Below are 22736 nucleotides of genomic sequence, written 5' to 3'. Positions count from 1 at the left end.
GATAACAGGAAAACAGGAGCCCCAAGGCTGCGCCTTGGGGCTGTGGCGCATCAGTCGATGGAGATCTTTCCGGTCTCGATCACCGTCTTCCAGCGCGCGTATTCCTTCTTCTGGAAGTCAGCGAACTGGGCCGGCGTGTTGACCACCATCTCAAAGCCGATGCCGACGAACTGGTCCTTCACCTTCGGGTCGTTCAGCGCCTCGGCAAACGCGGCATGGGCCTTTTCGCGCACGGCGGGCGGCAGGCCCTTGGGCGCGACGATGGCCTGCCAGGAGGTGACCTCGACGTTCTTCACGCCGGCTTCGGTCAGGGTGGGCACATCGGGCAGCACGGGCGAGCGCGCGGCGCTGGTAACGGCCAGGGCGCGCATCTTGCCGCCCTTGATGTACTGCACCACCGAGTTGACGTTCTGGAACGAGGCATCCACTTGCCCGCCCATGATGTCGGTGTGCGCCGGGGCGCCACCCTTGTAGGGCACATGGATGGCGGTGGTACCCGTCTGCTGCCAGAACAGCTCGGCCGTCAGGTGGTCGCTGGAGCCGTTGCCCGCCGAGGCAAAGGTCAGCTTGCCGGGGTTGGCCTTGAGGCTGGCGATCACGTCGGCCACCGTCTTGAACGGCGAATTGGTGGGCACGACGAGCACGTTGGGCGACTGCACGGCCACGGTGATCAGGTCGAAATCCTTGAGCGCGTCGTATTGCATGCCCTTGAGCAGGTGTGGCGTGATGACCAGCGGACCGAGCGACGTGACCAGGAAGGTGTAGCCATCAGCCGGAGCACGCTTGACGAAGGTGGCGCCGATGGTGCCCGTAGCCCCGGCCTTGTTCTCCACCAGGAAGGACTGCTTGAACTTGTTGGTGAGCAGCGGGCCCACGGCGCGTGCCACCTGGTCGGTGGAGCCACCGGGCGGGAACGGCACGACCAGCGTCACCGACTTGTCGGGCCAGGTCTGCGCGTGTGATGCCAGGGCCGCCAGGCCGATGCACAGGGCGGTGAGTGTCTTCTTCATGCGTTGTCTCCTTCTTTATGAAAATGGTCCCGATGGCCTGCCCGCGCAGTTGCTGCGGCCTTGGGTGGAACGGTCTGACGGCGCAGTCCAAAATGACAACGTTGTCATTTCACTGCCAGAGCAGCATGGTTAGCGATTTTTGTATGTTGGTTTGTCGCACCCACCAGCTGCTGATTACCGCAGTCCGGCGCAAATGATATCGTTGTCATTTTGAGCCGTCAACCAGATTCAGACCAGGGTTTGCCCGAAGAAGACAGGCCTGCCAGGGCCACAAACCACTGCCCGCACGCCCCATCGGCTCGGCCAGCGAGAGCCCCTACCCGTCGTCATCGCACTACGCGCCACCTTGCCAGTGCCGGGCATCCCCGGATTTTTGGTAGGGTATGGCCCCACTCACCGCTCCCTTGTCATCGCCCGCCCCATGAACATCCCCTCCCCTCACAAGCCCGTCACCCTGCACGACGTGGCCAAGGTCGCGGGCGTGTCGCTCATCACTGCGTCGCGCGCGCTGGGCAACCCGGGCGTGGTGTCGGACAAGACCATCGCCAAGGTGCGCGAAGCCGTGGAGGCCACGGGCTACATCCCCAACCTGCTGGCGGGGGGACTCAAGTCCAAGCGCAGCCGCATGGTGGCGGCCATCGTGCCGGCGCTGTCGGTATCGCAGTTCTTGCCCACCGTGCAGACCCTCACCTCGGCGCTGGCTGCGGGCGGCTACCAGGTCATCGTGGGGCAGACCAACTACGACGCCGAGCGCGAAGAGGCCGTGCTCAACACCATGATCAGCCGCCAGCCCGACGGCATCGTGATGACCGGCCTGGTGCAGTCGCAAAAGGCACGCGACCGGCTCAGGCGATCCGGCATACCCGTGGTGGAAACCTGGGACCTGAGCGACCGGCCGGTGGACATGGTGATCGGTTTTTCGCACCTCAAGGTGGGTGGTGCCGTGGCCGGCTACTTCCTCTCGCGCGGATGGCACAAGGTGGGCATCGCCACCGGCAGCGACCACCGCGCCATGCTGCGGCGCGAAGGCTTTCTGGCCACCCTGGGACGTGACGACGTACCCACCGCCGTGGTGCCCGCCCCCAGCAGCCTGGCCCTGGGCCGCCGCGCGCTGGCAGAGTTGCTGGACAAGGAACCGGGCCTGCAAGCCGTGTGCTGCAGCTCAGACACCCTGGCCCACGGCGTGCTGGTGGAGGCCCAGGCACGCGGCCTGCGCGTGCCCGAGGATCTGGCCGTGGTGGGCTTCGGCAACGCCGAGTTCGGCGCGCACATGCTGCCGTCGATCAGCACCGTGCATGTGGATGGCCCCGAGATCGGCCGCCTGGCCGCGCAGCTCATCATGGCCCGCTGCAATGGCGAGGCGGTGGCGCAGCCCATCGTGGACCTGGGGTTTCGGCTGATCGAGCGGCGCTCCACGTCGGTGGACGCGGCTTAGCCGCCCGCGCTGCGCCCCAGGCGCACGCCAGCCAGCAAGGCCAGCGCCACGCAGGTGGCTCCCGCCCCCACAAGAAAGGCCGTGCCGATGCCGAACCAGTGCGTCGCCATGCCCACCACCGGCCCCGTCACGCCCAGCGCAATGTCGGCAAAGGCGATGAAGTTGCCCACCGCACGGCCGCGCTGCTCAGGCGGCACCGAGCGCGTGGCCAGCACGCCCATGGCCGGGAACACGAGCGAGAAGCCCAGGCCGGTGAGCGTGGCGCCCAGCACGGCCATGGCAGGGCTGACCGCCTGCCAGATCAACACCTGGCCCACGGCCTCGAAGGCCAGCGAACACACGGCGACAGCCGTGGCACCCAGGCGGTCCGGCAGACCCGAGCCCACCAGGCGCACGAGGATGTAGGCCGCGCTGAAACCCAGCAGCGCCGTGCCCGCATGGGCCCAGCCGTGGGCCGCGTAGTTGAGGGTGAGGAACGCAGCCATGGCTGCATACGGCACGGTGGCCAGCGCCAGCACCAGGCCCGGCCGCCAGATGAGGCCCAGCACGCGGTGGAACGGCACGCGCTGCTGCCCGCCCGAGGCGGGCACGGCCGGCAGCCGCAGCGCAATGGCCCAGGCCAGCAGCGGTGTGATCAGCGCGAGCACGCCCACGCCGGCAAAGCCGAAGGATGGCTGCACCGCCAGCCCCAGCGGTGCGCCCAGGCCGAGCGCGGCATAGATGGCAATGCCCACCCAGGACATGACGGAGCCCGTGCGCGCCGACCCCACGCGCGCAATGCCCCAGCTCATGAGGCCGGTGAGGAACAGGCTTTCACCGAGGCCCGCCACCAGCCGGCCGAGGATCAGCACGGCCAGGCTGGTTGCAGCGCCCAAAGGCAGCACACTGGCCAGCACATACGCCAGCCCCGAGCAGGCCGTGAGCGGCAGGCCCAGCAACACGGCAAAACGCGGCCCGCGCTGGTCGCAAAGCGTGCCCGCCTGGTGGCGCGTGAGCAAGGTGGCCAGCGACTGCAGGCCGATGGCCCAGCCCACGGTGGCCGCGCCAAAGCCCAAGTGGTCGCGCACCTCCAGCGCCAGGGCGCCGAGCGGAATGCTGATGGACAGAAAACCGAGGAAGACCGCCAGCACCACCGGTGCCAGCGCCGCGAACAAGGCAGGCGCAGGTGCAGAAACGGACCCGAGCGGGCGAACTACGGAAGAAGCGGAGGGGGATGGAGAAGAAGAATGCGAAATGCGTGACGTCATGGAGAGCGCGCCTTTAAAACGCCGAGACACGCCCTTACTGGGCTCCTCTCGACAAAGGACGCGTTGGATGACGGTAACGCTTACGACAGGCTGGCTGGCAGCTGCGGGGCGGATTATGGCGTGGTGTTTCGCTGCCCGTCAACCGCACCGGAGAAAAATATTTCCCGATGCTCCGGCGGACCTGCACGCGGCCAGGCTCAGCCGCGAACGGCCTTTTCTATCGCTGCGACATCGATCTTTCTCATGGGCATCATGGCCTGGAAGGCACGCTTGGCCACCTCCCCACCCTGGGCCATGGCATCGGTCAGCACACGCGGGGTGATCTGCCAGTTGATGCCCCAGCGGTCCTTGCACCAGCCGCACTGGCTCTCCTGCCCGCCGTTGCCGACGATGGCGTTCCACAGGCGGTCGGTCTCGGCCTGGTCGTCGGTGGCGATCTGGAACGAGAAGGCCTCGCTGTGCTTGAACTGCGGGCCGCCGTTCAGGCCGATGCAGGGGATGCCGGCGACGGTGAATTCCACCGTCAGCACATTGCCCTTCTTGCCGCCGCCCGGGAAATCCGATGGTGCCTGGTGCACAGCGGTCACCTTGCTGTCCGGGAAGGTCTGGGCGTAGAAGTTGGCAGCGGCCTCGGCTTCGCTGTCGTACCAGATGCAGACGGTGTTCTTGGGCATGGGCATGCGGTGTCTCCTGAGATGGATGGGTGTAAGCAGGAACACGAAGCAAAGCAGCCCCTGCGCGGATCGAACGCCGGCCAGTGTGTCGCGTTCGGTGCCAACCCGCAAGGCAGTGCCTGTAGGACGCCACCGCGACACTGCGCGTCTTTGCATTTGATCGGATTGGCACAGAATGCGATTGGCGCCGCACCCTTTGAAAGTACCCCGGAACCTAGACTTTGCGCACACCAACCACCGGGAATCGACATGCCTTTCAACACCGCCACCCCATTCACCGTGCACAGCCCCGACATGGCCGACGGCCGCGTGGCCCGCGCGCAATTCGCCAGCGCCATGGGCGGCCCGGGCGACAACCTGTCGCCGCAGATCGAGTGGCAGGGCGCGCCGGCCAGCGCGCAGAGCTTCATCGTCACCCTGTACGACCCCGACGCACCCACCGGCTCGGGCTGGTGGCACTGGGCCGTGGCCAACCTGCCGGCCAGCACCCGCGCCTTGCCGCGCGGCGCCGGGGTGGCAGGCACCGGTGCCCTGCCACCAGGCGCCGTGGAGATCAACACCGACATGGGCGTGCCCGGCTATGTGGGCCCCCTGCCCCCGCCCGGCGGAACGCACCGCTACGTGGTCACCGTGACCGCGCTCGATGTGCCCCGGCTGGACCTGCCGCCCACGGCCACGCCAGCACTGCTGGCCTTCATGGCCGGCGCCCACACGGTGGGCAAGGCCAGCTTCACCGCCATGGGATCACGCTGAGCGCGGTATCGATGAACCACAGCCCCATGCGCCCACGCCACGCCCCACCCGACGGCGCCGCCCCGGCCCGCAGCATCCACGCACTGCCCGGCGTGGGCATGGCGGCCCATGTGCTGCAGGGGCGCGGGCTGGAGATACTGCGCATGCGCATGGACCAGCCTGCGCTGATCCTGGTCGACCAGGGCACCAAGACCGTGCGCGCCGAGCGCGGCGCCACGGCACGCGCCATGCCAGGGCAGGCCATCGTGATCGACGGCCAGCAGACGGTGGACTTCACCAACGCCGTGCCCCGCGGTGTGGACCACTACGAGGCCCGCTGGCTGCTGTTCGACACCGCCCTGCTCGAAGACCCCTACTACCTGGCCCGTGCTGCGCAGGCCGAGTGCTCCGGCAGCGCGAGCGCATCGGTGCGCCGGGTGCCCCAGGTGGCACCAACGCTGGCCAGCGCGTTCGAGCGCGCCGCGCAATCCCTGGCGCCCGACCAAGCCCTGCCCGCCTCCGTCGCGCGCCAGCGCGTGCTGGAGGTGCTGCACTGGCTGCTGGAGCAGCACGGCATCGCCCTGCACGCCCCACCAGCGAACCCCGGTGTATCGGTCAGGGTGCGCGCGCTGATCGCGGGCCGGCTCGACGCCGACTGGACCGCCGGCCGCATCGCCAGCGAACTGGCCGTGTCCGAAGCCACGCTGCGCCGCCTGGTGGCCGAAGGCGCATCGCTCACCCAATTGCTCGTGGACGTGCGCATGGCCACCGCGCTCACGCTGCTGCAGGCCACGGCGCAACCGGTATCGTCCATCGCGCTGTCGGTGGGTTATGAATCACCCTCGCGCTTTGCCGTGCGGTTTCGCCAGCGCTTCGGCTTTGCCCCCACGGCCGTGCGCGGCCATGAGCGCGGGGCCCACTGATCCCTTTTCCAAACCACCAACCAACCACTACCCCATGCTCAAAATCCACCACCTCGGCCACTCCCAATCCGAACGCATCGTCTGGCTCTGCGAAGAACTGGGCCTGCCCTACGAACTGGTGCACTACACGCGCGACGCCGTCACGCGCCTCTCGCCGCCCGAACTCAAGGCCTTGCACCCGCTGGGCGCCGCGCCGGTCATCGAAGACGGCGACCTGCTGCTGGCAGAGTCGGCCGCCATCGTCGAATACATCATCGCCAGGCACGGCGGCGGCCGCCTCAAGCTCTCGCCGGAGCATGCCGACTACGCGGCGTTCCTGTACTGGTTCCACTTCTCCAACGGCAACCTGATGCCCGTGCTGGGCCGCATGATGGTGGTCAACCGCGCCCAGTTGCCGGCAGACCACCCGGTGCAGCAGAACGCACAGGTGCGCCTGGACCGGGTGCTGGCGCTGGTGGAAGCACGCCTGAGCGAAGTGCCCTATTTCGCAGGCCAGGAGTTCACGGCTGCGGATGTGATGGGCGTGTTCTCGCTCACCACCATGAGGCTGTTCCAGCCACTGGACCTAACGCCGTACCCGAACATCCGCGCCTACCTGCAGCGCATCGGGGCGCGGCCGGCGTACCAACGCGCGATGGCCAAGGGGGATCCGGATCTGGTGCCGTTGCTGGGCTGACAGCGCGGTTCAACGGCGCTTGCGCAACGTCACAACCGCCCCTTCGCAAACACGTCGATCCGCTGTGCCGTATCCGGATCCGCAAAGCAGGCATTCGCCGCCTTGCTCTCCGCCACCAGCGCCTCTTCGATCCGCGGCCCCAGGCCCGATGTCAGCACGCGCTTGAGCCGTGCAGTGGCACCGGCCGAGCGGGTGGCCACTTCGGCGGCCAGGGCCATGGCGGCGGACAGCATCTGGTCGGCCGGTACCACGCGGTTGACGAGGCCCAGTGCCTTGAGGTCTGCAGCGCTCTGGCGCTCGCCCAGCACGATGAGTTCCATGGTGCGCTGGTGGCCCAGGATCTGGGGCAGAAGGTGCGTAACGCCGCCGGTGACGAAGTGGCCCAGCGCCATTTCGGGGAAGAAGCAGACCAGCGTGTCGGCCGCCACGACCAGGTCGCAGTTGAGCACCCATTCGAAGCCGCCGCCCACGGCATAACCATGCACGGCGCCGATGACGAGCTTGGTGCCGAACATGATGTCGCGCGTGATCTGCTGGATGCGCTCGCAGTGCTCGGCGATGGCGGCGGGGGTTTCGGACTGTTCGGCGAATTCCTTGAGGTCGTCGCCCGCGCAGAAGGCGCGGCCGGCACCGGTGAAAACGATGCACTGCGTGGCGGGCTCGTTCTGAGCGGCCTGCAGTGCGGCGTGCAGGTCCACCAGCAGGGTGCCGCTGATGGCGTTCAGGCGCTCGGGGCGCTGCAGGGTGACGACACTGACGGCGCCTTCGATGGTGTGGGTGGCAAAGCTCATGGTTGGTCTCTCTTTCTCTCTTCGGTGGTGGCGACTCACAAAGCTCTTCTGGCGTTGTTGCTGCGTCTTGCCGTACTAGTCGTACTAGTCGTACTGTCTGCGACGCAGCGCCTAGCCAGAACCGCTTCGCTGAGCTTTGTGAGCCGCTTGGGGAACGTTGATGGGGTCAAGGATGAGGTAAGCGTACGGAGTCTGCTTCGCGGTCCCACGTCCCCGGCGCAATGCCTTCGGCCTGCAGGCGGAATTTCTCGACCTTGTCGGTGGGGGTCTTGGGCAGGGCGGGCAGCAGGCGCAGGTAGCGCGGCACCATGAAGCGGGCCATGTGCTGGCTGCAATGCGCGTCCAGGGCAGCGGGGGCCAGGCTGACACCAGGGCGCAGCACCACGCAGGCCATGACCTCCTCTTCGGTCATGTCGCTGGGCACGCCGAACACGGCGCATTCGAGCACGTCGGGGTGGGTCTCGATCCCCATCTCGACCTCGGCGGCGGAGATGTTTTCACCGCGGCGGCGCACGATGTCCTTGGTGCGGCCGACGAAGTACATGTATCCCTCTTCGTCCTGGCGCAGCAGGTCGCCGGTGTGGAACCACAGGTTCTTGAAGGCGGCGAGCGTGGCCTCGGGCATGCCGTAGTAGCCCTGCATGAGCAGGCCCGGCTGCTCGGGGCGCAGGAGCAGTTCGCCGGGCTGGCCGGGCGGCACGGCAAAGCCCTGCGGGTCCACCAGCCGGGTGGTGAAGGCACCGGCGGCCACCTTGCCGCACGAGCCCATGCGCCGTGGTGCGTGCAGCGGCTGGTACATGACGCCGCCGGCCTCGGTGGAGCCGTACAGCTCCACCAGGCGGCAGCCGAAGCGCTCTTCGAACTGCGGGGCGAACGCGGGCAGGGGCACGCCCCAGCCCAGGCGGGCGCGATGCTCGCGGTCGCGCTGGGTGGGGGGTTGCTTCCACAGCATGGTGACCGTGGCGCCCATGAAGTCGAACACGGTGGCCTGCAGGGCGCGCACCTCGTCCCAGTAGCGCGATACGCTGAAACGCTCGCCGATGGCGGCCACGCCGCGCAGCAGCAGTGCGGGCACGATGGTCATGACGGTGGCATCCAGGTGGAACATCGGGTAGGGGCAATACAGCACGTCGTCGGCGCGCAGCTCGAGCCCCTCTATGAACAGCTGCGCCTGCGCGAGCACGAAGCGATGCCCAATCATGGCCGCCTTGGATCGGCCCGTGGTGCCCGAGGTGTAGAGCAGCAGGCACAGTGCATCGAAAGCGACTTCGGGGCGCGGCAGGGTGTGCTCTGTGGGCTCCACGCTGCGCAGCAGGCTGTAGGGTAGGCAGCCTGCGGCACCGGCACCATCGGTGGTCCCCACCACGAAGACCTGGGTGGCCGTGGCCAGCTGGCCCTGCACCTCGGCCCACTGGGCATGCAGCGTGGCGTGCACCACCGCCATGCGGCTTTCCACCAGGTTGACCGCATCGGCCAGCACCGGGCCGCGAAACGAGGTGTTGACCGGCGCGGCCACCGAGCCCAGCTTGGTCAGGGCGAACCAGAGCACGGCCATCTCGATGCAGTTGGGCAGCATGAGGCTGACATGGTGGCCCGCGCGTACGCCCTGGGCATGCAGGCCGGCTGCCAGGCGATCGCTCTCCTCGTCGATCTGGCGGTAGGTCCATTCACCCGACGCCATGCGGATGAAGGGCTGGTGTGGCACCTCAGCAGCCGCGCGGCGCAGCTCGGCGCCAAGCGATGGGGCGAAGGGATCGTGGGTAGCGGAGGAAGGGGCGTTGACCATGGCTGTTGCAGGATAGAAAGGCCCTGCTCACAGGGCAAGCTCCGTGCCACACGCTGCAGCCTGGGTTTGCCTGCAAGCGCCTCGCATCGACGTGGCGGCGAGCGATATGATTTGCAACGACCGTTCAATAGTTGAACGTTTCATATTGCAACGCCATGCCCACCAAGCGACCGCCTGCCCCCGTCCCTGCCGCCACCAGCCCCGACGACCTGCTGGAACGCCAGGGCCAACTCATCGAAGAGCTGCAGACCCTGGTGAACCATGTGCCCTATGGGCTGATGGTGCTGGAACCCGGCGGCGTGGTGCGCCACCTCAATGCCGAGGCGGCGCGCCAACTGCGGCTGCCGCGCCACCTGGCACAGGGGCGCACGCTGGGCTCGCTGCTGGACTTCGACACCATGGTGGAGCAGGTGTTCCTGACGGGTGAGGGCTACACCGACCGCGAGCGCGTGATCTCCACCCCCCGCTTTCAGCTGCATGTGCTGGACACGGCGGTGCCCGTGAAGGCGGCGGACGGGCGCGTGCTGTCGGTGGTCAACACCTTTCGCGAGATCAGTGGCGTGCACCGCCTGGCGGACCGGATGGCGGGCAGCCAGGCGCGCCATACTTTCGACAGCATGATCGGGCAGAGCCCGGCGCTGCGGGCCACCATCGCCGCGGCGCGCAAGGCGGCGGCCGGCCAGGCCAACGTGCTGCTGTGCGGCGAGAGCGGCACGGGCAAGGAGGTGCTGGCCCAGGCGATTCACAACGCGAGTGCGCGGCGCGAGGGCCCCTTCATCGCGGTGAACTGCGCGGCACTGCCGCGCGACCTGATCGAAAGCGAGCTGTTCGGCCATGCGCCGGGTGCCTTCACCGGGGCGCAGCGCGAGGGGCGGCCGGGCAAGTTCGAGGCGGCCAGTGGCGGCACGATTTTTCTGGACGAGGTGTCGGAGTTGCCGCTCGACGTGCAGGCCAAGCTCTTGCGTGTGCTGCAAGAGCGCGAGGTGGTGCGCCTGGGCAGCACGCGCGCCGTGCGCGTGGATGCGCGCGTGGTCACGGCCAGCAACCGCGACCTGCATGCCATGGTGGCGCGCAAGGAGTTTCGCGAAGACCTGTACTACCGCTGCCATGTGATTGCGCTGACCCTGCCCCCGCTGCGCGAGCGCCCGGCCGACGTGGCGCTGCTGGCCACACATTTCCTGGCGCGCTACGGCGCGGCGCTGGGCAAGCCCGTGCATGCGCTGCCACCCGCCGTGCTGGCCGCGCTGCTGCAGCACCCCTGGCCGGGCAATGTGCGCGAGCTGGAGAACGCGATGGAGCGGCTGGTGAACCTGAGCGAGGGCGGCACGCTCGATGCCAGCGTGCTGGGCCTGGTGCCGGCGCCACCGGTCGCGCAGACCCCTGCGGATCCAGGCCCCAACACCGAGGTGCGCAGCCTGCGCGCGGCGGAGCGCGAGACCATCGTGCACGCGCTCAAGGCCCACCGCTTCAACGTGACCCGTGCGGCCCAGGCCCTGGGCATTGCCAAGCCCACGCTGTATGCCAAGCTGCGCTTGCACGGCATCCCACTGGAGCGGCCGCTGTCGTAGTCAGCGCCCGGTCTACTTCGCCACGTAATCGTGCGGGGTGTGCAGCGGCTCAACAGGCTCTTCGGCCGCCACGGCCGTGTTGGCGCCGGGCACCGCCTTGCGGGCGAACAGGGTGTACATGGTGGGCACGACGAAGATGGTGAGCAGCGTGCCCAGCGACATGCCGCCCACGATCACCCAGCCGATCTGCGAGCGCGTTTCGGCACCGGCGCCCGAGGCCAGGGCCAGGGGGATGGCGCCGAGCACCATGGCGCCCGTGGTCATGAGGATGGGGCGCAGGCGCTGGGCCGAGGCCTTGACGAGCGCATCCACCATCTCCAGGCCCTGCTCGCGCAGCTGGTTGGTGAACTCCACGATCAAAATCCCGTGCTTGGTGATCAGCCCCACCAGCGTGATCAGCCCGATCTGCGAGTACACGTTGAGCGAGCCCCCGCTCCACTTGAGCGCCAGCAACGCGCCGATCATGGACAGCGGCACCGAGACCATGATCACCAACGGGTCGATGAAGCTCTCGAACTGCGCGGCCAGCACCAGGAAGATGAACACCAGCGCCAGCAGGAAGACGATGCCCAGGGCCCCCTGCGAGCTGCGGAACTCGCGCGAAGTGCCGTTGAGGTCGGTGGTGTAGCCGGGCTTGAGCACCTTGGCGGCCGTGCTGTCCATGAAGGTCAGGGCCTCGCCCAGCGAATACTCGGGCGACAGGTTGGCGGTGATGGTGGCCGAGCGGCGCTGGCCGAAGTGGTTGAGCTCGCGCGGGCTCACACTCTCCTTGACGTTGACCAGGCTGGAGAGCGGGATCATCGCGTCGTTGCGGCCGCGCACGTAGATGCTGTCGATGTTCTCGGGCGTGGTGCGGCCGCTGGCCTGGGTCTGCACGATCACGTCGTACTGCTCGGAGTCGCGCTTGTAGCGCGTGACGGTGCGCCCGCCCAGCATGGTTTCGATGGCCTTGGCCACCACGTCCACGCTCACGCCCAGGTCGGCGGCGCGGTCGCGGTTGACGGCGATGCGCAGCTCGGGCTTGTTCAGGCGCAGGTCCACATCGGGGGAGACGATGCCGGGGTTCTTGGCGATCTCGGCCATCATGGCATTGGCCACGGCGTTGAGGTTCTCGTAGCTGTCCGAGGTCTGGATCACGTAGGTGAGCGGGCGCGCGCGAAACGGCTGGCCCAGCGAAGGCGGCGTGATCAAAAAGGCGTTGACGCCTGGCAGGCCGACCACCTTGGGCTGCAGCTCGCGCACCATGTTGAGCGTGCTGCGCGAGCGGTTCTCCCAGTCCACCGTGCGGTAGATCACGCTGCCCTGCGCCACCGTGGGGTTGCCGATGTTGGCGAAGATGCGGTCGAACTCGGGGTAGTCACGGCCCACCTTTTCGAGCTCCAGCGCATAGCGGTTGGTGTAGTCGAGCGTGGCGCCATCGGGCGCGGTGACGTTGACCAGGATGGTGCCGCGGTCTTCCAGCGGCGAGAGCTCCTGGCGCATGCCGGGGTAGACCAGCACCAGCGCGGCGCCGCTGACCGCCATGGCCAGGATCACCAGCCAGCGTGCCTGGAACAGCAGGCCGCGCACGCCACCCTTCAGGCCACCCCAGCGCGCGGTGACGATCCAGCGCAGCAGGCGGCCATAGGCGTCCGAGAGGGCCGTGAGCCAGCGCTCCATGGAGCGGTCGAACCAGTTGGGCGTGGGGTTGTGCTTGAGCAGCAGCGAGCACATCATGGGCGACAGCGTGAGCGCCACGAAGCCCGAGACCACCACGGCACCGGCCAGCGCCAGCGCGAACTCGACAAACAGCCGGCCCGTGCGGCCAGGCGTGAAGGCCAGCGGCGCATACACGGCCACCAGGGTCAGCGTCATGGCGACGATGGCAAAGCCGATTTCGCGCGCGCCCTTGATGGCGGCCGAGAACGGATCGAGCCCCTCCTCGATGTGCCGGTAGATGTTCTCCAGCATCACGATGGCATCGTCCACCACCAGGCCGATGGCCAGCACCAGCGCCAGCAAGGTGAGGGTGTTGATCGAAAAGCCGGCCAGCGACATCAACGCAAAGCTGCCGACCAGGCTCACCGGGATGGTGACGATGGGGATGATGGAAGCGCGCGCCGTGCGAAGGAAGACGAAGATCACCAGCGCCACCAGCACGATGGCTTCGATGATGGTGGTGTAGACGCTCTTCACCGAGCGGTCGATGAACAGCGAGTTGTCGTTGGCGATGTCGATGGCGATGTCCGGCGGCAGGTCGGCCTTGAGCGTGGGCAGCATGGCGCGCACGCCGGCCGACAGCTCCAGCGGGTTGGCCGTGGCCTGGCGGATCACGCCCAGGGAGATGGCCTCGCGCCCATTCAGACGCACGCGGCTGCGGTCGCTGGCGGCGCCCTCCTCCACCCGCGCCACGTCGCGGATGCGCACCGGAAAGCCGTTGACGGTGCGGATCACCACGCTTGCGAACTGCGCCGGGCTGGCCAGGTCGGTCTGCGAGGTGACGCTGAACTCGCGCTGCTGCGACTCGATGCGGCCGGCGGGCAGCTCCAGGTTGTTGCGGCGGATGGCGTCTTCCACGTCCTGCGTGGTCAGGCGGTAGCCGGCCATGCGCTCGGGGTCCAGCCACACACGCATGGCGTAGCGGCGCTCGCCGTAGATGGGCACGTCGGCCACGCCGGTCACGGTCTGCAGGCGCGGCTTGACGATGCGGTTGAGCAGGTCGTTGATCTCCAGCGGCGTGCGCGTGTCGCTGCTGAAGGCCAGCCACATCACGGGCGAGGCGTCGGCCTCGACCTTGGCGATCACGGGCTCGTCCACCGCGTCAGGCAAGCGGTTGCGCACGCGGGCGGTGCGGTCGCGCACCTCGGCAGCGGCGTTGTCGGCGTCTTTCTCCAGGCGAAAGCGCACGCTGATCTGGCTTTGCTCGGCGCGGCTGATGGAGGTGATGACGTCCACCGCGTCGATGCCGGCGATCGAGTCTTCGAGCGGCTTGGTGACCTGCGATTCGATCACCTCGGCCGAGGCCCCCGCGTAGCGCACGCTGACCGTGACCACAGGCTCGTCGATCTTGGGGTATTCACGCACCGACAGGCGTGTGAAGCTCACCGCCCCGACCAGCAACACCAAAAGCGACAGCACGGTGGCCAGCACCGGCCGGCGGATCGAGAGTTCAGCGAGTTGCATGGCAGTACGTCAGCAGGGTGCGGTGAAGGGGGCTGCAGGCCGCTCAGGCGGGCTTGCCCGGCACCATGGGTGCCGAGCGGCCCGAAGAGGTGCCTGCCACCTGGCAGGGGTTGGGGCCGGGCAGTGGCTCCACCAGGGCGGCGACCGGCGCCGCAGCGGGTGCCGGTGCAGTGACGGGGGCCGCAGTTGCGGGCTTGCCCACGGAAAGTGCGGCGGACGCCGGCGCATCGGCCATGGGGGCAGCCTCCGAAGCCGCACTCGACGTTGCGCGTGCCGGCCCGGCGGCAGCGCCTTTGCCTTTGCCAGCCTCCGGCTGGCCCAGCACCACCACGCGCACGGCGGTACCGTCGCGCTGGATACGCTGCTGCCCTGCGGTGACGACCAGGTCGTCGGCGGCCAGGCCGTCCACCACCTCCACCAGGCCAGGGGCGCGCGCCCCCAGCGTCACGGCGGTGCGCTGGGCCACGCGGGTGCCGGGCTCCTTGCCTTCGATCACCTTGTAGACGAAGGCGTTACTGCCCTCGGGCACGATGGCCTCCTCAGGGACCACGCGGGCGTTGGCACGTTCGGAGAACACCGTGGTCACGCGCGCGAACATGCCGGGGCGCAACTGCAGGCGGCGGTTGTCGATGCAGCCACGCACGGCCACGGCACGGCCATCGGCGTCGATCTGCGGGTTGATGGCCTGGACCACGGCGGCGTAACGCACGCCGGGCAGCGCGTCGAACACCACGCGCGCCGTCTGGCCGGTGCGCACCTTGCCCTGCAGGCGCTCGGGCAGGCGGAAGTCCACGTACACCGCGTCCAGGTCTTCCACGTTGACGATGTCGGCGCCGTCCTTGAGGTAGTCGCCCACGTTCACGCCGCGGATGCCGGCAATGCCGTCGAACGGCGCCAGGATGCGCAGCCGCGAGGCCGTGGCCTGCGACAGCGAGAGCTTGGCCTGGGCGACTTCGAGGTTGGCGGCGCTCTCGTCGACCGAGCGCTGGCTGATGAAGCCCTGCGCCACCAGCTCCTGGTTGCGCTTGTGGTTGGCCTGGGCGATGGACAGCTCGGCCTGGCTTTGCTGCACCTGGGCTCGGGGCAACTGGTCGTCAAACTGCACCAGCACCTGGCCCTGGCGCACGCGCTGGCCGTCGGTGAAATTGAGCTGGGTGATGCGCCCGCTGACCTCGGGGCGCAGCACCACGCTGCGGCGCGAGCGCAGGCTGCCCACGGCCTCGGCATCGTCGCGCAGCGCCATCTGGCGCACGGGCGCGGCCTCCACCGCCACCACCCGGCCCGCGCCGCCCTGCCCGCCCGGCCCCCGCGCGCCAGCCGAGGGGCCATTGCCCCCCGCAGGTGCAGACGCGCTGTCCGTCTTGGGCGGCGCGGCATGGCGCTGAAGCCACCATGCGGCCCCCGATGCGGCAGCGATGCCGACGACAGCAACAACGATGTAACGGGTTTTGGACGCCATGGATCAGCAGCAGTGAGATCGGTGAAGCCCGGGCGCGGGCAATCTGCCAATGTATCAGTGTGTATCCAAACCTGCAGCCCCCGGCTACTTCAGGGGTGGGGGATTGGAGACAGTCAACCGCCGCCCCAGTCTTCCGCGTGGTCTCAGCTGCGGCCCAGCGCCTTGTCCACGCCCTTGTTGGCCAGTTGGTCGGCGCGCTCGTTGCCGGGGTCGCCCGAGTGGCCCTTGACCCAGCGCCAGTCGATGCGGTGCCCGCCGCTGGCGACCAGGGCGTCCAGGCGCTGCCACAGCTCCACGTTCTTCACCGGGGCCTTGCTGGCGGTGCGCCAGCCGCGGGCCTTCCAGCCGTGGATCCACTCGGTGATGCCCTTGCGCACGTACTCGCTGTCCAGGTACAGGGTGACGGCGCAGGGGCGCTTGAGGGCAGCAAGCGCCTCGATCACGGCCAGCAGCTCCATGCGGTTGTTGGTAGTGCCCAGCTCGCCGCCAAACAGCTCCTTCTCCGATGTGCCTGCGCGCAGCAGCACGCCCCAGCCACCAGGGCCGGGGTTGCCCTTGCAGGCACCGTCGGTGTAAATCACGACCTCGTTCAAAATGGATTCCTGTTCTTCTTCATGTTCATGGTCATCAGCGCCGGTGCGTAGCGCCCGGTGGCGAGGGGGTGCGGTGCGCCACGGGCACGGCGGCTGCGTTGCGCTGGCGCGCGGTGCGCCACGCGGGCTCCAGCAGGCGCATGCCGTGCACGCGCTTGACGGCCACCAGAAAGTACCCGGCGCCGAAAATCGGCCACCACTTCTCGCCCAGCGGGTCCAGCCAGCCAAAGCGCTCGATCCACTGGCTGCTGCGCACCGCAGGACAATAACAGCCAAACTGGGCCGATTCGACCTCGAAGCTCAACAACCGCAACCAGTCGCGCAGGCGGCGGTAGCCGATGAACTCGCCCACGTCGGGCAGGTAGAGCGAGCCGCGGCCAAAGCGGCCGTACAGCCGCGCACGCCGCTGGCGCAGGCCCCACAGGCTCATGGGGTTCAGGCCGCTGATGACCACGCGCCCTTCGGGCACGAGCACGCGCGCCACCTCGCGCAGGGCGGCGTGGGGGTCGATGCTCAGCTCCAGCGTGTGGGGCAGCACCACCAGGTCGAGGCTGGCCTCGGCAAATGGCAGGGCCACCGGCTCAGCCAGCAGCGCGATGGCCTGGCGGGGCGTACCATCCTCGCGCAGGCCGGGCTCGGCGGCCAGGCCACCCTCGCCCACGGCCTCCTGCCCCAGCGCCAGCCATTGGTACGGCATGCGGTTGGCACGCAGGCCGTCCAGCAGGGGCATACCCAGCTGCACGGCGTGGTAGCCGAAGAGGTCCGCAACCGCCTCATCCAGGCGGGCTTGCTCCCAGGCCAGCAGGTAACGGCCGGGCGGGGAATCGAACCAGTGGTGCAAACCTATAATTTGATCGCTCATGAACCTGCTACCGCTGCCCGCCTTTGCCGACAACTACATCTGGATGCTGCACGACGCACGCCAGGCCATTGTGGTCGACCCGGGAGATCCCGCACCGGTACAGAAGGCTTTGCACGACCTGGGACTGCGATTGCAGGCCATTCTAGTCACGCACCACCACAACGATCACGTCGGCGGGGTGGACGTGCTGCGCGAGGCCACGGGTGCCACCGTTTACGGCCCGGCCCGCGAGAAAGTCCCCGAGCCGCTGGTGCGCCTGGCCGCTGGCGACAAGGTGGACGTGGCCGGCCTGCACTTCACGGTGCTGGACGTGCCGGGCCACACGGCCGGGCACATCGCCTACTACGGTGCGGACATGGGGGGCACGCCGGTACTGTTCTGCGGCGACACGCTGTTTTCGGGCGGTTGCGGGCGCCTGTTCGAGGGCACACCGGCGCAGATGCTCGACTCGCTCGACCAGCTGGCGGCCCTGCCCGGCAACACCAGGGTGTGTTGTGCGCACGAATACACACTCTCGAACCTTAAATTCGCGCGTGCCGTGGAACCCGGCAACCAGGATCTGGTCCACTACCTCGGCTGGTGCGAAGCACAGCGGGCGCAAGGCCTGCCCACCCTGCCATCGAACATTGCGCAAGAGCGCGGTATCAACCCCTTCCTGCGCGTGCGCGAAGCCGAGGTGCGCGAAGCAGCACAGCGGTTCGACCTGCAGGCAGATCAACACGACGCAGTGGCCGTCCTGGCGGCACTGCGCCAATGGAAAAACGAGTTTCGATGAAAATTGTGCACATCGCGTGCCTGGCCGGCATGCTCTGGCTGACCGGCTGCGCCACCACCGGAACCGACACCACCGTGGCGGGCGGCGCGTCCGACGGCCCTGCCACCCCCACCAACAACAAGGCGCCTGCGCGCCCCGCGCACACGCCGCTCATCCCGAACGGGCCGCTGCAGCCCATCATGGCGGTGAACACCTTCAACGGCGGCGGCGTGGCATCGCTCTCGGCCCCGGCCGACCTGTGGGACCGCATACGGCGCGGCTTTGCCATGCCCGACCTGCAGCACGAGCTGGTGCAGGACCGCGAGCAGTGGTATGCCACGCGGCCCGACTACATCCAGCGCATGACGGAGCGCTCGAGCAAGTACCTGTTCCACATCGTCGAAGAACTGGAACGCCGGGGTATGCCGACCGAGCTGGCGCTGCTGCCCTACATCGAGAGCGCGTTCAACCCGCAGGCGGTGTCGAGCGCCAAGGCGGCGGGCATGTGGCAGTTCATGCCGGCCACGGGCAACTATTTCGACCTCAAGCAGAACGCCTTTCGCGATGACCGGCGCGACGTGCTGGCATCGACCCGCGCGGCGCTCGACTACCTGCAGAAGCTGCACGGCATGTTCGGCGACTGGCACCTGGCCCTGGCCGCCTACAACTGGGGCGAGGGCAGCGTGGGCCGCGCCATTGCGCGCAACCAGAAGGCGGGCCTGGGCACCAGTTACACCGACCTGAACATGCCGGCCGAGACCCGGCTGTATGTGCCCAAGCTGCAGGCGGTGAAGAACATCGTGGCCAACCCCGATGCCTTCAAGGCCGAGCTGCCGCTGATCGAGAACCACCCCTACTTCCAGACGGTGGACATCACCCACGACATCGACGTGGCGCTGGTGGCCACGCTCTCGGGCATCCGCGAGGACGATTTCCGCGCGCTCAACCCCTCGTACAAGCGCCCCGTGATCCTGGCGGCCGGCACACCCCAGATCCTGTTGCCCTGGGACAATGCCAAGGTCTTCCAGCGCAACCTGGAAGCGCGCCGCGAAGGCCAGTACGCCAGCTGGACGGTATGGTCCGTGCCCACCACCATGACGGTGGCCGACGCCGCCCAACGCACCGGCATGAGCGAGGCCGACCTGCGCGCCATGAACAACATCCCGCCGCGCATGCTGATCAAGGCCGGCTCGGCACTGATGGTGCCGCGCTCGGTGACCACGCGCGAGGACGTCTCATCGCACCTGGCGGACAACGGCCAACTGGCATTCGCCCCCGAAATCGTCACCCGCCGCACCACGGTGCGCGCCCGCAAGGGCGAAACCGTGGCCAGCGTGGCCAAGCGCTACAACCTGAGCACCAGCAACGTGGCCGACTGGAACGACGTCAAGGCCAGCGCCGCCTTCAAGCTGGGCCAGCAGATCGTGGTCTACCTGCCGGTGCGCGCCGCGGTGGCAGCTGCCACCCAGGTGCGATCCTCGAACGTGCGCAACGTGGTCCAGGCCCGCGGCAAGCAAAGCGCAGCCAAGGCCCCGGCCTCAGCCCCCGCCAAGCGCGGCGGCACGCCATCGAAGGTCAAGAAGCGTTGAGCCCCAAGGGTCTACTGCGCTTTGAGCAGCAGCTCAGACCCCACTCTCAAGAGCTGCTGAAAAAGCTTCCTGGCTAGGCGCTCCGTCGCAGACAGTACTGAAAGTACGGCAAGACGGAGCAACGACGCCAGGGAGGTTTTCTCAGCGGCTCACCCCCCTCAGAGCTTGAGGGAATGCATGCCCATCAGTCCCAGTACGCCCATGACGATGAGGTAGATGGCCACGATAGTGCTGAGCAGGCGCGGCATGACGAGGATGAGGATGCCCGCGATCAGGGAGACGAGCGGGCCGATGCTGAGGGAGAATGCCATGGAGAAATCCTTGGTGGGTAGGTAGGAAGTTGGTGTGCCGAGCCTACGGCAAACCGGATGCCGGCCAATGTAAGCCATCTTCCCGTCCCGAAAGCGCAGAAGGCGCTTGATGCGCAGGCAGTCTCATACGGATTTGCATTCAATCGTATAACTAGGCGGGAAGCCGCAGACAGTGCTGTAGCACGGCAAGGCGGACCAACGAAGTTAGACGGTTGAAGGCAAATCCGTATCAGACGTTGTACTTCTGCCGCGCCTTGCGCACCCACTCGTTGCTGAAGGTGCGGGCCAGGTCGACCTTCACGTCGGCCACCTCGGGGCCGGTGCGGCCCAGCACGCGCAGCGCGGTGGCGGGCCCGTCGTCGGGCATCAGGCCGTTGGGCGAGAAGGTCTCGCGCACACGGCTGAAGGCGGCCAGGTACAGCCCGCGGTCGCCCAGCAGGTAACTGGGCGGTACCACCTTGATCAGGTCGGCCGGCGCGGCCGTCTGCAGCCACTTGAGCGCATGCACGATGCCATTGGTCAGCGCCTGCACCTGGGCCGCCTGCTTTTGCACGAAGGCCTGGGGCGCATACAGGCAACCGGCCGGCATGTTGCCGCCAAACAGCTCCTGTGAGCCCTTCAGGGTGCGCATGTCGCCCACGATGTGCACGTCCATCTTCTGCTCCAGCAGCGTCATGATGGGATCTGCATGGCACAGCGCCTGCACCTGGCCCGTGCGCAGCGCCGCCACGGCCGGCGCGCCCGAGCCCACCCCCACGAAGGTCACGTCGCGCTCGCGCATGCCGGCGCGCGCCAGCAGGTGGATGGCCATGAGGTGCGTGGACGACCCCAGGGCCGAGACACCGATGCGCCGGCCCGCGAGGTCAGGGAGTGCCTCGTAGCGCGGCAAGGCCTTGCGCGAAACGCCCATGGCGATCTGCGGCGCGCGGCCATGCACTGCCATGGCGCGCAGGTAGCTGCCACGCACCTGCTGGCGGATGGTGTATTCGTAAGCCCCCGACCCCACGTCGGCCGCCCCTTGCAACACGGCCTGCAGTGCCATGGCGCCACCGGCAAAGTCGGAGACCACCACCTGCAGCCCTTCGCTCTCAAAATAGCCCAGCAGATCGGCCAACGCCAGCGGCAGGTGGTAAAGCACGCTTTGCCCCCCGACAGCCACCGTGACGCGACCCAACCCCGGCGCGGCGGCCTGTTGCGACAGCACGGCTGGCGCAAACACCGCAGCCGCCGAGAGGGCGGATACGGCACCAAAAGCGCGGCGGCTGAGCAAGGCACTGGGCATGGAAAAATGAAAGGCGAAGAGGCCATTGTTGCACTGCAACAATCGTGCCTCAGCATAGCCCGGCAGGCATCAGGGACTACCCCTGAGGACTAATACGTAGGTGACAGTGGATTGGGCCCCGCGAGGGGCCAAAATGTGGGCCGCGAGGGCCCGGCCGCAGGCGGAAAACGCCCGCCAGCCCTGGCGATCAGCGGTATCCCATGAACAGGATGCCGATGTTGACGAGCAAGGCACCCGACCACAGCGCACTGCGCACGGTGGGCATGTCCGCCACATACATCATGATGTAAAAAATGCGCAGAAACACCCACAGCAGGGCTGCCAGGTCCAGCAGTGTCTGGCCTGCGCCGAGCTGGTGCGCAATGATCACCGCGCCGATGAAGAACGGCAGCGCCTCGAAGCTGTTGGTCTGCGCTGCATTGGCGCGTGCCTGCCAGCCTGTCTGCCGGGCCAGCCAGGCCCGTGGGTCGCTGTTGTCGAAACCGCCCTGCCCGCGCGATTTTCCCAGCCCCCCGCTCTTGGCCAGGTAGGAGCACACCATGGGCAGCAGCGCAGCCACCAGCACACACCAGTAGGCCGCCGTGAACCGGGCCATGTGCATGGAGGAGTTCATTCTTGTTGCACTTTCTTCTTGCTATTGCCTGCCAGCCTTGACTGGAAAGCCATTGAATCGATAGGAGGGCACGGATTCTAAGCGGCCCTGCACCCAAGCCACTTCAGCGCCGGTCCACGAGCGCATGGGCGATGGTGCCCAGGTCCACGTATTCCAGCTCGCTGCCCACCGGCACGCCGCGAGCCAGCCGCGTGACGTGCAGGCCCCGGGCCTTGAGCGCCTCGCTGATCACATGCGCGGTCGCCTCGCCCTCGGCATTGAAATTGGTCGCCAGGATCACCTCCTGCACCGTGCCGTCGCTGGCCCGGTCCATGAGCTTGTGCAGGCCGATCTCCTTGGGGCCGATGCCGTCGAGCGGACTGAGCCGCCCCATCAGCACGAAGTACAGCCCCTTGAAGGCCCCCGTGCGCTCCAGCGCCGACTGGTCCGCAGGCGTCTCCACCACGCACAGCCGCGTGGCATCGCGCTCCGGGTCCAGGCAGGTGCTGCACACATCGGCCTCGGTGAAGGTATGGCAGCGGCTGCAGTGGTGAACCGACACAGCCGCATCGTGCAGCGCCCGTGACAAGGCCTGCGCCCCCTCGCGGTCATGCTGCAGCAGATGGAACGCCATGCGCGAAGCCGACTTCACCCCCACCCCCGGCAGCCGCTTGAGCGCCTGGATCAAAACATCAAGGGAGTTCGTGGAAGAAGAAGCCATAGGCCCAGTGTACGCAGCGAAAAGCCGGTTTCAAAAAAATGCCCAGGCGCAAGCAAGCGAAGCGAGCAACGCGCCGCCCCCCGGCTTCACACCCCGCCCTGACAGGCGTAGCGAGCGGGATAAGCTGCTAGGCGGACGGAGCACAGGAACCGGAACGTACTTGAAGTACGTGAGGATTCCGAGCACCGCCCAACGACGCAGATTGCCCGCTCGGTAGCCAGCTAACTTAGAAAGGGAGTTTCATGCCGCCGGGGAGGCCTGGCATTCCGGCCGTGAGCTTGCCCATCTTCTCACTGGAAGTCTCCTCCGCCTTGCGCACCGCCGCATTGAATGCAGCCGCCACCAGGTCTTCGAGCATGTCCTTGTCTTCGGCCAGCAGGCTCGGATCGATGGTGATGCGCTTGACGTCGTGCTTGCAGGTCATGAGCACCTTCACGAGGCCGGCGCCGGATTCGCCCTCGACCTCGATGAAGGCCAGTTCGTCCTGCGCCTTCTTCAGGTTGTCCTGCATGGCCTGGGCTTGCTTCATCAGGCCGGCGAGTTGTCCTTTGTTGAACATGGTGGTGGTC

Annotated in this window: 21 protein-coding genes; 7 read left to right on the top strand and 14 right to left on the bottom strand. The window is 67.8% G+C overall.

Going from position 1 to position 22736, the window contains the following annotated elements; translation table 11 throughout:
* Positions 1–50 precede the first annotated feature (50 nt).
* Positions 51–1010: a Bug family tripartite tricarboxylate transporter substrate binding protein gene (locus ACSQ9E_RS05855; protein ID WP_436217147.1), complete on the bottom strand. Its 960-nt coding sequence runs from the start codon at positions 1008–1010 to the stop codon at positions 51–53.
* A 421-nt stretch (positions 1011–1431) separates the two neighbouring features.
* Between ACSQ9E_RS05855 and ACSQ9E_RS05850 the strand changes: the two genes are divergently transcribed.
* Positions 1432–2445 carry a LacI family DNA-binding transcriptional regulator gene (locus ACSQ9E_RS05850; protein WP_057269582.1) on the top strand — a complete coding sequence of 338 codons (1014 nt, stop codon included), beginning with the start codon at positions 1432–1434 and terminating at the stop codon, positions 2443–2445.
* On the opposite strand, the gene ACSQ9E_RS05845 is transcribed toward ACSQ9E_RS05850, so the two are convergent.
* On the bottom strand, positions 2442–3692 hold the full coding sequence (locus ACSQ9E_RS05845) for an MFS transporter (RefSeq protein ID WP_235516245.1): 1251 nt from the start codon (positions 3690–3692) through the stop codon (positions 2442–2444). The genes ACSQ9E_RS05850 and ACSQ9E_RS05845 overlap by 4 nt on opposite strands.
* 197 nt (positions 3693–3889) lie before the next feature.
* Complete coding sequence (locus tag ACSQ9E_RS05840) at positions 3890–4372, bottom strand: VOC family protein (RefSeq protein WP_200961171.1); 483 nt, start codon at positions 4370–4372, stop codon at positions 3890–3892.
* A gap of 243 nt (positions 4373–4615) precedes the next feature.
* Between ACSQ9E_RS05840 and ACSQ9E_RS05835 the strand changes: the two genes are divergently transcribed.
* From ACSQ9E_RS05835 to ACSQ9E_RS05825, 3 genes are read left to right on the top strand one after another with little or no spacing between them, the layout of a single operon-like run.
* Positions 4616–5119 (top strand): YbhB/YbcL family Raf kinase inhibitor-like protein, encoded by a 504-nt coding sequence (locus ACSQ9E_RS05835; RefSeq protein WP_436217146.1) that lies wholly within the window; start codon positions 4616–4618, stop codon positions 5117–5119.
* A gap of 11 nt (positions 5120–5130) precedes the next feature.
* Complete coding sequence (locus ACSQ9E_RS05830; protein WP_436217145.1) at positions 5131–6021, top strand: helix-turn-helix transcriptional regulator; 891 nt, start codon at positions 5131–5133, stop codon at positions 6019–6021.
* Positions 6022–6055: 34 nt separating this feature from the next.
* The gene (locus ACSQ9E_RS05825; RefSeq protein ID WP_436217144.1) at positions 6056–6697 is read left to right on the top strand and encodes a glutathione S-transferase family protein; all 642 of its coding nucleotides are present in this window, start codon (positions 6056–6058) and stop codon (positions 6695–6697) included.
* A 29-nt stretch (positions 6698–6726) separates the two neighbouring features.
* Here ACSQ9E_RS05825 and ACSQ9E_RS05820 read toward each other — a convergent pair whose 3' ends face one another.
* Positions 6727–7488 (bottom strand): enoyl-CoA hydratase/isomerase family protein, encoded by a 762-nt coding sequence (locus tag ACSQ9E_RS05820; protein WP_436217143.1) that lies wholly within the window; start codon positions 7486–7488, stop codon positions 6727–6729.
* A gap of 166 nt (positions 7489–7654) precedes the next feature.
* Positions 7655–9274: an AMP-binding protein gene (locus tag ACSQ9E_RS05815; RefSeq protein ID WP_436217142.1), complete on the bottom strand. Its 1620-nt coding sequence runs from the start codon at positions 9272–9274 to the stop codon at positions 7655–7657.
* A gap of 155 nt (positions 9275–9429) precedes the next feature.
* Between ACSQ9E_RS05815 and ACSQ9E_RS05810 the strand changes: the two genes are divergently transcribed.
* Complete coding sequence (locus tag ACSQ9E_RS05810; RefSeq protein ID WP_436179176.1) at positions 9430–10842, top strand: sigma-54 interaction domain-containing protein; 1413 nt, start codon at positions 9430–9432, stop codon at positions 10840–10842.
* Positions 10843–10854: 12 nt separating this feature from the next.
* Here ACSQ9E_RS05810 and ACSQ9E_RS05805 read toward each other — a convergent pair whose 3' ends face one another.
* The 4 genes from ACSQ9E_RS05805 to ACSQ9E_RS05790 all read right to left on the bottom strand — a co-directional run bounded on the left by ACSQ9E_RS05805 (position 10855) and on the right by ACSQ9E_RS05790 (position 16918).
* On the bottom strand, positions 10855–14004 hold the full coding sequence (locus ACSQ9E_RS05805; RefSeq protein ID WP_436217141.1) for an efflux RND transporter permease subunit: 3150 nt from the start codon (positions 14002–14004) through the stop codon (positions 10855–10857).
* Positions 14005–14047: 43 nt separating this feature from the next.
* Positions 14048–15463 carry an efflux RND transporter periplasmic adaptor subunit gene (locus ACSQ9E_RS05800; protein ID WP_436217140.1) on the bottom strand — a complete coding sequence of 472 codons (1416 nt, stop codon included), beginning with the start codon at positions 15461–15463 and terminating at the stop codon, positions 14048–14050.
* A 143-nt stretch (positions 15464–15606) separates the two neighbouring features.
* On the bottom strand, positions 15607–16056 hold the full coding sequence (gene rnhA / locus ACSQ9E_RS05795) for a ribonuclease HI (RefSeq protein ID WP_427999908.1): 450 nt from the start codon (positions 16054–16056) through the stop codon (positions 15607–15609).
* 34 nt (positions 16057–16090) lie between these two features.
* Entirely contained in the window at positions 16091–16918 is an 828-nt protein-coding gene (locus tag ACSQ9E_RS05790; protein WP_436217139.1) for a class I SAM-dependent methyltransferase, read from the bottom strand.
* Between ACSQ9E_RS05790 and gloB the strand changes: the two genes are divergently transcribed.
* Both gloB and ACSQ9E_RS05780 read left to right on the top strand, forming a co-directional pair.
* Complete coding sequence (gloB, locus tag ACSQ9E_RS05785) at positions 16917–17693, top strand: hydroxyacylglutathione hydrolase (RefSeq protein ID WP_057205694.1); 777 nt, start codon at positions 16917–16919, stop codon at positions 17691–17693. The two genes, ACSQ9E_RS05790 and gloB, sit on opposite strands and share 2 nt — an antisense overlap.
* On the top strand, positions 17690–19261 hold the full coding sequence (locus ACSQ9E_RS05780; RefSeq protein WP_057205692.1) for a transglycosylase SLT domain-containing protein: 1572 nt from the start codon (positions 17690–17692) through the stop codon (positions 19259–19261). The genes gloB and ACSQ9E_RS05780 overlap by 4 nt, the downstream gene beginning before the upstream one ends.
* A 158-nt stretch (positions 19262–19419) precedes the next feature.
* Here ACSQ9E_RS05780 and ACSQ9E_RS05775 read toward each other — a convergent pair whose 3' ends face one another.
* From ACSQ9E_RS05775 to ACSQ9E_RS05755, 5 genes are all read right to left on the bottom strand, one after another.
* A complete protein-coding gene (locus tag ACSQ9E_RS05775; RefSeq protein ID WP_082604393.1) occupies positions 19420–19572 on the bottom strand; it encodes a DUF3096 domain-containing protein in 153 nt (50 codons plus the stop codon).
* A gap of 229 nt (positions 19573–19801) precedes the next feature.
* The gene (locus ACSQ9E_RS05770) at positions 19802–20854 is read right to left on the bottom strand and encodes an ABC transporter substrate-binding protein (RefSeq protein WP_427999907.1); all 1053 of its coding nucleotides are present in this window, start codon (positions 20852–20854) and stop codon (positions 19802–19804) included.
* 187 nt (positions 20855–21041) lie between these two features.
* A complete protein-coding gene (locus ACSQ9E_RS05765; protein WP_057205690.1) occupies positions 21042–21467 on the bottom strand; it encodes an MAPEG family protein in 426 nt (141 codons plus the stop codon).
* Between the two features lie 103 nt (positions 21468–21570).
* Positions 21571–22167 (bottom strand): recombination mediator RecR, encoded by a 597-nt coding sequence (gene recR, locus ACSQ9E_RS05760; RefSeq protein ID WP_427999906.1) that lies wholly within the window; start codon positions 22165–22167, stop codon positions 21571–21573.
* A gap of 226 nt (positions 22168–22393) precedes the next feature.
* On the bottom strand, positions 22394–22726 hold the full coding sequence (locus ACSQ9E_RS05755) for a YbaB/EbfC family nucleoid-associated protein (RefSeq protein ID WP_007847962.1): 333 nt from the start codon (positions 22724–22726) through the stop codon (positions 22394–22396).
* Positions 22727–22736 lie beyond the last annotated feature (10 nt).

The sequence above is a fragment of the Acidovorax sp. LjRoot118 genome (assembly GCF_964253575.1).
Classification (GTDB): Bacteria; Pseudomonadota; Gammaproteobacteria; order Burkholderiales; family Burkholderiaceae_C; genus Acidovorax.
This window is presented reverse-complemented; position numbering and strand designations above follow the sequence as displayed.

What these genes read in the sequence shown, in the direction of transcription:
- ACSQ9E_RS05855 (WP_436217147.1), bottom strand. Translation starts at nt 1,010, where the DNA reads ATGAAGAAGACACTCACCGCCCTGTGCATCGGCCTGGCGGCCCTGGCA.
- ACSQ9E_RS05850 (WP_057269582.1), top strand. Translation starts at nt 1,432, where the DNA reads ATGAACATCCCCTCCCCTCACAAGCCCGTCACCCTGCACGACGTGGCC.
- ACSQ9E_RS05845 (WP_235516245.1), bottom strand. Translation starts at nt 3,692, where the DNA reads ATGACGTCACGCATTTCGCATTCTTCTTCTCCATCCCCCTCCGCTTCT.
- ACSQ9E_RS05840 (WP_200961171.1), bottom strand. Translation starts at nt 4,372, where the DNA reads ATGCCCATGCCCAAGAACACCGTCTGCATCTGGTACGACAGCGAAGCC.
- ACSQ9E_RS05835 (WP_436217146.1), top strand. Translation starts at nt 4,616, where the DNA reads ATGCCTTTCAACACCGCCACCCCATTCACCGTGCACAGCCCCGACATG.
- ACSQ9E_RS05830 (WP_436217145.1), top strand. Translation starts at nt 5,131, where the DNA reads ATGAACCACAGCCCCATGCGCCCACGCCACGCCCCACCCGACGGCGCC.
- ACSQ9E_RS05825 (WP_436217144.1), top strand. Translation starts at nt 6,056, where the DNA reads ATGCTCAAAATCCACCACCTCGGCCACTCCCAATCCGAACGCATCGTC.
- ACSQ9E_RS05820 (WP_436217143.1), bottom strand. Translation starts at nt 7,488, where the DNA reads ATGAGCTTTGCCACCCACACCATCGAAGGCGCCGTCAGTGTCGTCACC.
- ACSQ9E_RS05815 (WP_436217142.1), bottom strand. Translation starts at nt 9,274, where the DNA reads ATGGTCAACGCCCCTTCCTCCGCTACCCACGATCCCTTCGCCCCATCG.
- ACSQ9E_RS05810 (WP_436179176.1), top strand. Translation starts at nt 9,430, where the DNA reads ATGCCCACCAAGCGACCGCCTGCCCCCGTCCCTGCCGCCACCAGCCCC.
- ACSQ9E_RS05805 (WP_436217141.1), bottom strand. Translation starts at nt 14,004, where the DNA reads ATGCAACTCGCTGAACTCTCGATCCGCCGGCCGGTGCTGGCCACCGTG.
- ACSQ9E_RS05800 (WP_436217140.1), bottom strand. Translation starts at nt 15,463, where the DNA reads ATGGCGTCCAAAACCCGTTACATCGTTGTTGCTGTCGTCGGCATCGCT.
- gloB (WP_057205694.1), top strand. Translation starts at nt 16,917, where the DNA reads ATGAACCTGCTACCGCTGCCCGCCTTTGCCGACAACTACATCTGGATG.
- ACSQ9E_RS05790 (WP_436217139.1), bottom strand. Translation starts at nt 16,918, where the DNA reads ATGAGCGATCAAATTATAGGTTTGCACCACTGGTTCGATTCCCCGCCC.
- ACSQ9E_RS05780 (WP_057205692.1), top strand. Translation starts at nt 17,690, where the DNA reads ATGAAAATTGTGCACATCGCGTGCCTGGCCGGCATGCTCTGGCTGACC.
- ACSQ9E_RS05775 (WP_082604393.1), bottom strand. Translation starts at nt 19,572, where the DNA reads ATGGCATTCTCCCTCAGCATCGGCCCGCTCGTCTCCCTGATCGCGGGC.
- ACSQ9E_RS05770 (WP_427999907.1), bottom strand. Translation starts at nt 20,854, where the DNA reads ATGCCCAGTGCCTTGCTCAGCCGCCGCGCTTTTGGTGCCGTATCCGCC.
- ACSQ9E_RS05765 (WP_057205690.1), bottom strand. Translation starts at nt 21,467, where the DNA reads ATGAACTCCTCCATGCACATGGCCCGGTTCACGGCGGCCTACTGGTGT.
- recR (WP_427999906.1), bottom strand. Translation starts at nt 22,167, where the DNA reads ATGGCTTCTTCTTCCACGAACTCCCTTGATGTTTTGATCCAGGCGCTC.
- ACSQ9E_RS05755 (WP_007847962.1), bottom strand. Translation starts at nt 22,726, where the DNA reads ATGTTCAACAAAGGACAACTCGCCGGCCTGATGAAGCAAGCCCAGGCC.